Genomic DNA, 10,791 nt, shown 5'->3' on the forward strand with positions numbered 1-10,791 from the left:
GGCTACAACTCACAGCAACGCCACCAGCTGCTCAAGGCCAGCCTGATGGACTTGAGACGTCAGTGAAATACGCAATCTTGAACTGTGTTTCGGTACTGTAGGTGGACGCACCGGCATGATATAAAATCCGGCCTGTTGTAGCTGCCGGGCTTTTTCCACCGTCTTTTGCGACTCGCCAATAATCACCGGCACAATATGTGAAGTCGAAGGACAGTCAAAACCTTTGGCCTGTACCGACTGTTGCAGATTTTGACTGATCTGTTGCAGATGCTGACGTTGCTGTTTTAAGCCTAAAACTTTCTGGAAAATAAAATGAGTCCACGCCATACACAGGGGTGGCTGTGCGGTACTGAAAATCAGTGGACGCATGGAGTTGATTAGATATTCCCGGATGACGGGATGGCAAATCAGATACCCTCCGACCGATGCCAGTGCTTTCCCGAAAGTTCCAACCAGTAGGTCAATCTGATCAATCACCGCATACTGTTCTGCACAGCCCAAGCCTTGCTCGCCGCGCACACCAATGGCATGTGCTTCATCAACATACAGCATCACTTTAGCAAATTGTTGTTTGATACGAACCAGTTCAGCCAGATCGGTTTCGTCGCCATCCATGCTGAAAATGGATTCCGTAACCACAATAATGCGCTCAAAAGCCTCATCTGTATGATATTGCTGTAAAAGCTTTTGCAGGTGCTTCAGGTCATTGTGCCGATAACGTACATATTTTGCAGAGGATAAACGGATACCGTCAATCATGCTGGCATGCACCAGTTTGTCGGCCAGAATCAGGGTCTTACTGTCGCTTAAAGCGGGCAGAATCCCGATATTCATGTGATAGCCACTGTTAAATAACAGCACAGCTCGTCCATGAAATGCCTGACTCAAACTGGCTTCCAGCTGCTCGTATTCAGGAAAGTTTCCGGTTAACAGTCTTGAAGAAGATGAACTCATGATCCGAAGTTCATTCGGTGTTTCATCAAAAAACTGCTCACGCAGCTGCAGATCCGCTGCCAATCCCAAATAATCATTGGACGACAGGTTAAGCATCTGCTGCCCCTGGATTTCAATCATTCGGCCTTGCTGGACATTGGAGGTAAATTGCCGCAGATTGCCCTGCTGTCTGAGTTCATCCAGCTTGCTTGCATAATCATTTAACAAAGGACTATTTAACAAAGGGGCATTTGACAGCTGGTCATTTAACAATTTCATGCGGATACCTCCTGCATCAGCTCCACCACATTTACCAATTGTTCCAGCAAGGTATTCAATTGCTGTTCAGTAATCACATACGGCGGCATCACATAGACCAGCTTGCCGAATGGACGTATCCAGATGCCCCGCTTAACAAACTGTTGTTGCAGGCTTTTCATATCCACATTAAATGTCAGCTCTACCACACCAATCGCACCCAGCACCCGCACATCCTGCACATAATCCAGCTCTAAGAGGGATTGCAGATGTTGTTGTAACTGTTTCTCGATGCGCTGGATATTGGCTTGCCAGTCTTGGGCCAATAAAACCTCGGTACTTTTCACAGCCACCGCACAGGCCAGCGGATTGGCCATAAAGGTGGGACCATGCATAAACACCCCTGCCTCGCCCCGACTGATGGTTTCAGCCACGCGCTTGCTGGTGAGGGTAGCCGAAAGCGTCATATAGCCTCCAGTCAAGCCCTTGCCGATGCACATGATATCCGGCTCAACGCCGGCATGCTCCCACGCAAACAATTTTCCGGTGCGGCCAAAACCCGTGGCAATTTCATCAAAAATCAGCAGCACCTTATATTGTTCACACAGCAATTTGGCCTGACGCAAATATTCAGGATGATAAAAACGCATCCCGCCCGCACCCTGCACAATCGGTTCCAGAATTAAAGCGGCAATGCTGGAATGATGCTGTTTTAAAACCTGTTCCAGTTCTGCAATATCATCCTGATTCCATTCATCATCAAAGCCAATTTGTGGCGCTGCCACAAAGAACCGATTTGGCAGGCTGGAACCAAAAATCTGATGCATGCCAGTGACCGGATCGCAAACCGACATGGCATTCCAGGTATCACCATGATAGCCAGAACGCGGCGTAACAAAATTGGTTTTCTGACTTTGGCCTTGTGCAGTCCAAAACTGCACCGCCATTTTTAATGCCACTTCTACCGCAACCGATCCAGAGTCAGCATAGAAAATTTTGTCCAGACTAGGTGGAGTAATTTTTAATAACAGTCTGCCAAGTTCAATCGCCGGATCATGGGTCAAACCACCAAACATGATATGCGACATCTTGTGCAATTGATCCGTCACGGCCTGATTCAGTTCAGGATGATTATAGCCATGAATGGCACACCACCAGGAAGACATACCATCAATCAGTTGCCGTCCATCATCCAGCTCGATGATGGCACCATGCGCCTGCTTTACCTTAAAGGTCGGCAATGGATCGGTCATGGAGGTATAAGGATGCCAGATATGCGCAAGATCAAAGTCCAGGTCGGTTAACTCGGTCATCCAATACTCCATTCAGATGCTTGAAAATCAATTTTTCATGATCTTAAACCTGCATGAACCAAAAATAAATTGCGAGATAAACCAGTTATCCGTTTGTTTGTTCTATTTTCTTTAAAAATTGGCAGATTTTGCCAGTTATCAGTTCAGCTTCAAATAAGGGAAAGCCATGTGACCCGCTGATCAGCTCTGTTTCTAAAAACTTTGCATTGAATTTCTGAAAATTTCTTTGAACTTTGTAACTAACTAAAAAGTCCTGTTTTGCAAAGACATGATATTGATGACCCAGGTAATTCCTCAAGATATCAACATTATTTAAGTGCTCAAGGCAAAATAGCCCTTGTCTTAAAGTTTCAATCGATTGAGCCTGAATCAAACTTTGTAAAGTGATGAAGTCTGCTTTGGTGGTTGCTGTACCTTGACACACCATATAGCCAAACTTTTTTAAGGTGGAAATGGCATCCTGCTCAAATGACTGTTTGAACTGCTGAAATGTCGGCTGATCCATCGCCATTGGCCAGGTATCATTCGCAACGAAACAGGGATTGGAGCCCAAAGTAATCAATACTTTTTCCTGTCCATGCTGCTTTTGAACCTGGTTGGCCAGCACTGTGGCCAACTGCCCCCCCAAAGACCAGCCGGCAATCACATCAAACTGATGCGCCAATTCCACTTTTTGCTGTAGAACCTGTTCATCTAAAGCGTTAAAGATGTTGCAAAGTTCAACCTCATGTCCTTGCGCTGCCAAAGCCTGTTTTAATGGATCAAGCAGTCGGGTTCCACCGCCCCAGCCCGTGATGAGTAAAATACGTTGATTCAAGGTAAGCTCTAAAAAAACTAAATTATTTGAACAGTATAAAACCTCTCTTTCAATTCACACAGCAGCATTTCAAAATTCATTTAGCCTCCGCTATTACAGGCGAAATGCAACCCTCCACCCCGATCAGCATTTTATGCATCTCCCTATAACCATACAGGAATCATCTTTTTCCGATTCCCCTTAAACTGTATAGGAAGTTACTTTAAAACATCCGGTTGCAACTTGATCAACCCTGTATAAATATCCATAAGTTTTTATTTTTATTACATTTAATCAATAAACCCTTGATCATGGCAGCAATTAAAATAAATACCCATCATTTCTACTCTTCCCTACATTTTAAATTTTGTTAAGATCGATACATCTTCTTATCCATTCTAAAAAATATACGATATGAATGAATCAAAAAAATTAAGCAGCGTTTTACTTACGCTTGGTTGTTTGCTCTGTTTTAATACAACAATACATGCACATGCAGCAGAAGAATCTATTTTTTTAAAATCAGAAAATACCCATAAACAATGGGTCGGAAAAGCGGCACCTGCATTTAAATTGCAGGATCAAAATGCTCAATGGCATTCCTTGAGCCAGTATAAAGGCAAATGGGTGGTGTTATATTTCTATCCTAAAGACAACTCTCCCGGCTGTACCCAGGAAGCCAATCAGTTTAAGGCACTCTATCCACAATTTTTAAAAAGCAATGCCGTGGTTTTGGGGGTGAGTCTGGATGATGTGAAATCCCATCAAAAATTTTCAGAAAAATTAGCCTTACCTTTTCCGATATTGGCAGACCACAAGCACCAGTTATCGAATCAATTGGGCATTGTGCGTAATCTGGGCATTACTCAAATAGCCAAACGGGAAAGCTTTTTGATCGATCCTCAAGGCAGCATTGTTTATCACTACAATAGTGTGAATACGCAAACCCATGCTGCTCAGGTCTTGGCGGATATCCGGAAATTTTCTCAATAGTCTGTCTTTCTACCATCTCAATCATAAATTCAAAAAATAAAAAAGCCCGACTCAGGTCAGGCTCTATATTTGAGCATTTAGACTTACATTTGCGATTGAATATAGTTTTGCAAACCAATCAATTCAATCAGACGAATCTGTTTTTCCAGCCAGTAAGTATGATCTTCTTCAGTATCCGACATTTGCTGACGAAGCATATCACGGCTCACGTAATCGCCTTTTTCTTCGCACAATTTCACGCCTTGTGCCAATTTTTCACGTACATGATATTCAAGTTTTAAATCCGCTTTTAAACAGCTGACCACATCTTCACCGGTTTCGATGTCATCACGGTTCATATTCGGTGTACCTTCTAAAAACAATACACGGCGAATAAGCGCATCGGCATGAGCAGCTTCTTCCTGCATTTCATGGTCGATCCGTTCAAAAATCTTGCTTAAACCCCAATCTTCATACATACGAGAATGAATAAGATATTGATCACGAGCTGCCAGTTCGCCACCAATCAACATATTTAGATAGTCTACGACCTCTGGATTGCCACGCATTTCAAATACTCCATACTCTTTTTCTGACATTATGGACAAAACCGGGCATCAATGCAAAATAAAAATTATGTAAGTTTATGATTTTTATAAAATTAAAATGAGAAACATACGCATTTGCAGTTCATTTAACAATATTTTCCATATAAAAAATAAACCTTTGCAGAATTAAAGCAATTTCACAAAGGCAAATTTAAACAGTAAAAGTATATTTTTAAGATTTGTAACGCTTACATATGGTTCTTATTTTCTTAGCCGATAAATGACCTTATCCCTGATTCCTGTCTGGGCTGAGCGTCGTTCAGCACCTTGTACTTGCTGTTTAAGCCCATTAACTCCTCGAGTATCGATCAACGGGAAAGAAAGCATCATTACATACACATTTTAGCTAAAGTCAGCATCAATCAGTCAAAGACAGGCCTGAGATTTCACTCTAAGATATACGCAAATTTAAAAACAACAATGGTTTAACTCATGACGAATCCACAACAGACTGCACCCATTCTTGTAACAGGTGCGACAGGCTACATTGCCAGTTGGGTCATTAAAAATTTACTGGAGCAAGGCCATACTGTCCATGCTACTGTCCGCAACCTGAACAAAAAGCCAAGTTTTGCCCATTTAGAGAAAATTGCCGCTGAAACTACCGGCACACTTAAACTTTTTAAAGCCAATCTCCTTGAGCCCCATTCATTCGATGCAGCTATGCAAGGCTGTGAAATCGTGCTGCATATGGCATCGCCTTTTGTGGTGAACAATTTTAAAGATGCAGTCAAAGACATTATTGAACCTGCGATTTTAGGCACTGAAAATGTACTGAACAGCGTCAATAAAACCGAATCGGTTAAACGTGTGATTGTCACTTCAAGCATTGCTGCCACTTATGGCGATGCCATTGACATTCAGCACACTGCAAAGAATGAGTTTGATGAGTCGCATTGGAATACCACCAGTTCCGAAACACATCAACCGTATTCCTATTCCAAGGTTATGGCAGAACGTAAAGCATGGGAGATGCAACAAGCACAGCAACGCTGGGAACTGGTATGCATTAACCCGGCGCTGGTTCTCGGTCCATCGCTCACGCCAAATACCCAGTCAGGCAGTGTCGAAGTGCTACAGCAGTTTGCTAACGGCATGACCTTGCTCGGTGTACCGCCTATGTGGAATGGGATCGTTGATGTCCGTGATGTCGCAGATGCGCATGTTCAGGCAGCGTTCAACCCTGATGCCAAAGGTCGCTATATTATTAGTGGCGGTACGCTGAGCCTCTTGGAAATGGGGAAAATTTTACGTCGCAACTTTGGTGCCAAGTTCCCTTTCCCACGCAATCTGCTGCCGAAAGCAGCTTTTAAACTGCTTGGGCCTTTGGCCGGTTTTTCCAAGTCATTTGTTGAACTGAATATGGGCTATCCCATCTATTTTAATGCCCAGAAGAGCAAGCAAGACCTGGGGATGCAATATCGCAACATTGAGACCAGCCTGGTAGAGCATTTCCAGCAATTACTGGATGATGGGGTCGTGAAAAAATATATTCCTTAATTGTACTAGCTCAAACCTGATCTGACAGTTACCCAATTTTTTATTGTGTCTGTCAGATTAAATTTGAGCTACTACACCGACTTATGCGCCCACAAGCTCACTATTTCTGCCTAAAAACAAGCTAAGCAGAAGTCCAACGCGCATTTTTCCACGCCTGCTGTTGCTTTGCATCTAGAAAAGTCCAAGCGACAAAACGACTCTCTTTTTGCCCCTGCGTCATTTTAATGGTTTTCACATCCACTGCTCCGCTCTTACGCAAGGTATTTAAGAGCATTGGCAACGTTGTTTTCTTAGAAACCAGTGTACTAAACCAAAGGCATTGCTCAGCAAACTGTGTACTTTCTTGTACCATCTGGCAAACAAATCGTTCTTCGCCACCCTCACACCATAATTCGTTCTTTTGCCCGCCAAAGTTTAACACCAGCTTCGTCCGATCAACCGGTTTGCCCAGTTTTCTTAATTTTTGCGTTGCTGTGGTATTTGCTTCATCTTGCGAGGCATGAAATGGTGGGTTACACAGGGTCAAATCAAAACGTTCTGAGGGTTTCATCACACCTTTGAAAATATTGCTTGAGTTCTTCTGTAATCGAATCTGAATCCCCTTTCTTAGATTCGGATTTGCCTGCACAATAAATTGAGCACTTTTAACGGATGCAGCATGAATATCTGAGCCGACAAATTTCCAACCATAACTACGATGACCAATGATCGGATAAATACAGTTCGCCCCAACCCCAATATCTAATACATGAACTGCGTGTCCTGTCGGAATCTGACCTTTATTGTTGAGACTCAACAAGTCAGCTAAATAGTGAATATAGTCGGCCCTACCGGGAATAGGTGGGCAAAGATAATCTTGAGGAATATCCCAATATTGAATGCCATAAAAATGCTTGAGTAATGCTTTATTGAGCATTTTTACAGCGTATGGATCAGAAAAGTCGACTGAAAGATCGTTATATTGATTTGGGCGGACAAAAGGTGCAAGTTCCGGACAGCTCTTGATTAACTGGGGAAAATCGTAACGACTGCGATGCAGATTTCGTGCATGTAATTCCGATTTTTGTTGCGGAAAAGATTTCTTTGCTTGCGCCATGTGTATGCCAATAATCAACGGGAGAACAGAATAATCTGATAAGTCAGGATCTAGACCTGCAAATGAATCAATATTGTACGTGAATTCAACTCACAATGACGACCCTGTGCTTTTATTTGTCTGTCCCCTACCACAGTCACCAACGCTTATCATTTTGAAATCGCTGTAAAAAAGACACCTCAAGATTCATCATCCTCGGTGTCTTTTTCATTTAGGTCATTGTTTAGAAAGATCAGTCTTCTATTTGACCATGCTCTTTCATCAGTGCAATAAACTGTTCTTCATTTAAAACTGGAATACCCAGTTTTTCTGCCTTATCCAGCTTGGAACCAGCTTTCTCGCCAGCAACCACACATTTGGTTTTACTGGATACACTGCCACTAACCCGAGCGCCTAAGGCCTGGAGTAACTGTGTCGCTTCATCCCGTCCCATACTGCTGAGCGTGCCTGTAACTACCCAGCTTTCGCCATTTAGTGGCTGACGTGTCGGGGCGACTGGTGCATCCCAGTGAATTCCCGCTTCGAGCAAACGCTTGACCACTTCCAGGTTATGCGGCGCCTGAAAGAAATCGACAATCCATTCAGCAGTAATATCCCCGACATCCGGGGTTTTCTTCAAGGCTTCAATATCGGCATTTTGCAATGCTTCAAAAGTCTGGAAAGTATTGGCCAGCATACGTGCCGTGGTTTCTCCCACGCCGCGAATCCCCAAGGCATAGATAAAAGAAGCCAGTGTGGTTTTCTTGCTGTTTTCAATGGCATCAAACAGGTTTTGTACCGACTTTTCACCCATTTTATCAATGCTTAAAAGCTGTTCACGATGTTCGTGCAAGCAGTAAATATCCGCCACATTTTTAAGCAGGTCGAGATGTAACAAACATTCCACCCAGCGATCGCCCAGACCTTCAATATCCATGGCCTTACGCGAAACAAAGTGGCGAATGGCTTCTATCCGCTGTGCAGCACAGTACAAACCGCCAGAGCAGCGTGCCAAGGCCTCGCCCTCAGGCATCACCACCGGTGAATCGCAGACTGGACATTGTTCCGGAAGATGAACCTCTACCGCCTCGTCCGGGCGGAATTCCGGCCAGACTTTTTCCACTTTCGGAATCACGTCCCCGCTACGATACACGCTGACCGTATCGCCAATCCGCACATCCAGACGGTGGATTTCTCCAATATTATGCAGGGTGACATTGGACACCGTAACCCCACCGACAGCGACAGGGTTTAAACGTGCAACCGGGGTTAAAGTTCCGGTACGTCCCACTTGCCAATCAATATTTTCTACCGTGGTTAAAGCCGCCACCGCCGGGAACTTATAGGCGGTTGCCCAACGCGGTTCGCGACTTAAAAATCCGAGCTGTCTTTGCTGCTTCAAGTCATCGACCTTGATCACCAGCCCATCAATTTCAACGCTTAAATCGGCACGTTCCGCATTGATTTTTTCATAGGCTTTTTGTACGTCCTGAATCGTGTCGCAAATAAAATGGCTTTCCCCGATGGTAAAACCAAACTGGGTTAACCACTCCAAACTGGCATACATGGTGGTCTGGCCATGAGGCGGCTCGCACTGCGCTATACCATAGGCATAAAAGGCCAGTGGACGTGAGGCTGCAACATTTGGATCGAGCTGGCGCAGACTGCCTGCTGCTGCATTACGCGGGTTGGCAAAGGTCTTTTCGCCTTTGGCCTCATTTTCGGCATTCAGTTTTTCAAAACCCGCTTTAGGAATCAGCACTTCACCCCGCACTTCAAGCAGCGTCGGCACCTGAGCCTGTGCAGAGCTTAAGACTTTCGGCAAGTTACGGATGGTCTTGACATTATGGGTAATATCTTCACCGGTTTCGCCGTCACCACGGGTAACCCCACGCACCAGCACACCATTTTCATACCATAGGGAAATGGCCAGACCATCAAACTTCAGTTCGACATCGTACTGAATTTTCTGGTTTGGTAAACGCTCTTCAATGCGGCGCGCAAAGGCAAACAGTTCTTCCTGGTTAAAGACATTGCCCAATGACAGCATCGGTACTGCATGGGTCACGCTGGCAAATTTTGTGAGTGCTTTGCCACCCACTTTACTGGTTGGCGTATCCGCCTGCACATATTCGGGATATTGCTGTTCTAAAGCCTTGAGCTGATGAAAGAGTTGATCATATTCACTATCTTCAATGCTGGGTTGATCCATCACATAATAGGCATGGTTATGCTTGGCTAAAATTTGAATCAATTGACGCATTTGCGCTTTGATAGTGGAATTTTCGGTCATATCTACACCATAAAAAAGGGCGGTCTATTTCCGCCCTTCATAACTATTTGATCTACCCGCTATTATAGAAATCGGGTCACTCAGTTTCAAACTAAACTTCTGCGCTTTGACCTGCACGGTAATCAATTGCGAAATGACGCCATTGTTCACGTAATTGCGGCGTAAATTCCTGATTGTTCTGGTCATACACGGTGCCGTCAATTTCACGGGCAATCAGACGTGAAATGCTGTCCATGGTATCGAAGGCATTTTGCACATCGCTGTGTGGCAATGCCAGGAAGAAGGCCAAACCTTTTACCTGTTCAGTGGACAGGGTTTCCAGATCAAAACCGGCTGCACCTTCGTCGGTAATCTGCAATACCGAGAACAGTAACTTGCTGCCATCTTCACTATAACGATGGAAACAGGCCATTTCACCAAAACGCAGGCCATATTTCAGCAACACTTTTAAGGTTTTTTCCCCGGAAAGCACCCGACGTTCCGGATAAATATTCAGGGCAATAAATTCGGCTGCGGTCGACAAGGCACTGGCTTCATCCACACGTTGCTGCTCATGCAAATGCTCATCCAGAATGCTGCTTTCATCGTCAAAGTCTGAAATTTCAGCTTTTTCAATGCTGCTGTTCAGGTTGAATTCAGCCGCTTTTTTATCTTCACCCTGCTGTGCCGGCTCTGGGCTGGCTGCCGATTTTTCCTCTTCTACAGCTGTAGCATCGGCTTTCAACTCCGCCTGAGCGGGTGCTGCTGCCTGTTCAGCCTGAGCGGTTTCAGCTTTTTCTGCTTGCGCTTCTGCCTGCTGAGTCGCTGGAAGCTGTTCAGCCGCCGTTTCAGTTAAAGTCGGTTCAACACGTTCGGCTTCTTTTGCACTTTGTAATTGATCACGCACATGACGTGGAATGACCGGTTGCTGGCTATCAGAATTGACATGAAGTTCCGAATCTAGTGACGGTGCTGCATCCCCAGGTTTTTTAAACAATAATCTTAAACCGAATAGCATAATGATGATGGCGATAACTATGCCAACAATCGTAGTGACTTCCATA

Annotated in this window: 9 protein-coding genes; 2 read left to right on the forward strand and 7 right to left on the reverse strand. The window is 44.5% G+C overall.

Annotated features, from left to right (window positions below; all coding sequences use genetic code 11):
* Positions 1-9: 9 nt before the first annotated feature.
* From BLP85_RS04305 to BLP85_RS04315, 3 genes are all read right to left on the reverse strand, one after another.
* Positions 10-1,212, reverse strand: a complete 1,203-nt coding sequence (locus BLP85_RS04305; RefSeq protein WP_092818875.1) for an 8-amino-7-oxononanoate synthase — start codon at positions 1,210-1,212, stop codon at positions 10-12.
* Entirely contained in the window at positions 1,209-2,504 is a 1,296-nt protein-coding gene (bioA, locus tag BLP85_RS04310) for an adenosylmethionine--8-amino-7-oxononanoate transaminase (RefSeq protein WP_092818876.1), read from the reverse strand. The genes BLP85_RS04305 and bioA overlap by 4 nt, the downstream gene beginning before the upstream one ends.
* A gap of 85 nt (positions 2,505-2,589) precedes the next feature.
* Positions 2,590-3,321, reverse strand: a complete 732-nt coding sequence (locus BLP85_RS04315; RefSeq protein ID WP_092818877.1) for an alpha/beta hydrolase family protein — start codon at positions 3,319-3,321, stop codon at positions 2,590-2,592.
* 393 nt (positions 3,322-3,714) lie between these two features.
* Here BLP85_RS04315 and BLP85_RS04320 point away from each other — a divergent pair, with 393 nt between their 5' ends.
* Positions 3,715-4,293 carry a peroxiredoxin gene (locus BLP85_RS04320; RefSeq protein WP_092818878.1) on the forward strand — a complete coding sequence of 193 codons (579 nt, stop codon included), beginning with the start codon at positions 3,715-3,717 and terminating at the stop codon, positions 4,291-4,293.
* A gap of 83 nt (positions 4,294-4,376) precedes the next feature.
* Here the strand turns inward: BLP85_RS04320 and ftn are convergent, their stop codons facing one another.
* On the reverse strand, positions 4,377-4,841 hold the full coding sequence (gene ftn, locus BLP85_RS04325; RefSeq protein ID WP_092818879.1) for a heteropolymeric bacterioferritin subunit Ftn: 465 nt from the start codon (positions 4,839-4,841) through the stop codon (positions 4,377-4,379).
* A gap of 471 nt (positions 4,842-5,312) precedes the next feature.
* On the opposite strand from ftn, the gene BLP85_RS04330 reads away from it, so the two are divergent.
* Complete coding sequence (locus BLP85_RS04330; RefSeq protein ID WP_092818880.1) at positions 5,313-6,380, forward strand: SDR family oxidoreductase; 1,068 nt, start codon at positions 5,313-5,315, stop codon at positions 6,378-6,380.
* A gap of 121 nt (positions 6,381-6,501) precedes the next feature.
* Here the strand turns inward: BLP85_RS04330 and rlmF are convergent, their stop codons facing one another.
* The 3 genes from rlmF to BLP85_RS04345 form a co-directional block, all read right to left on the reverse strand.
* The gene (rlmF, locus tag BLP85_RS04335; protein WP_092818881.1) at positions 6,502-7,476 is read right to left on the reverse strand and encodes a 23S rRNA (adenine(1618)-N(6))-methyltransferase RlmF; all 975 of its coding nucleotides are present in this window, start codon (positions 7,474-7,476) and stop codon (positions 6,502-6,504) included.
* A gap of 232 nt (positions 7,477-7,708) precedes the next feature.
* Complete coding sequence (ligA, locus tag BLP85_RS04340; RefSeq protein WP_092818882.1) at positions 7,709-9,748, reverse strand: NAD-dependent DNA ligase LigA; 2,040 nt, start codon at positions 9,746-9,748, stop codon at positions 7,709-7,711.
* A gap of 91 nt (positions 9,749-9,839) precedes the next feature.
* Positions 9,840-10,790 (reverse strand): cell division protein ZipA C-terminal FtsZ-binding domain-containing protein, encoded by a 951-nt coding sequence (locus tag BLP85_RS04345; RefSeq protein WP_092818883.1) that lies wholly within the window; start codon positions 10,788-10,790, stop codon positions 9,840-9,842.
* Position 10,791: the final 1 nt, after the last annotated feature.

This window comes from Acinetobacter kookii (assembly GCF_900096895.1).
Lineage (GTDB): Bacteria > Pseudomonadota > Gammaproteobacteria > Pseudomonadales > Moraxellaceae > Acinetobacter > Acinetobacter kookii.

Coding starts and splice junctions, on each gene's coding strand:
- BLP85_RS04305 (WP_092818875.1), bottom strand. CDS start 1,212: ATGAAATTGTTAAATGACCAGCTGTCAAATGCCCCTTTGTTAAATAGT.
- bioA (WP_092818876.1), bottom strand. CDS start 2,504: ATGACCGAGTTAACCGACCTGGACTTTGATCTTGCGCATATCTGGCAT.
- BLP85_RS04320 (WP_092818878.1), top strand. CDS start 3,715: ATGAATGAATCAAAAAAATTAAGCAGCGTTTTACTTACGCTTGGTTGT.
- ftn (WP_092818879.1), bottom strand. CDS start 4,841: ATGCGTGGCAATCCAGAGGTCGTAGACTATCTAAATATGTTGATTGGT.
- BLP85_RS04330 (WP_092818880.1), top strand. CDS start 5,313: ATGACGAATCCACAACAGACTGCACCCATTCTTGTAACAGGTGCGACA.
- rlmF (WP_092818881.1), bottom strand. CDS start 7,476: ATGGCGCAAGCAAAGAAATCTTTTCCGCAACAAAAATCGGAATTACAT.
- ligA (WP_092818882.1), bottom strand. CDS start 9,748: ATGACCGAAAATTCCACTATCAAAGCGCAAATGCGTCAATTGATTCAA.
- BLP85_RS04345 (WP_092818883.1), bottom strand. CDS start 10,790: ATGGAAGTCACTACGATTGTTGGCATAGTTATCGCCATCATCATTATG.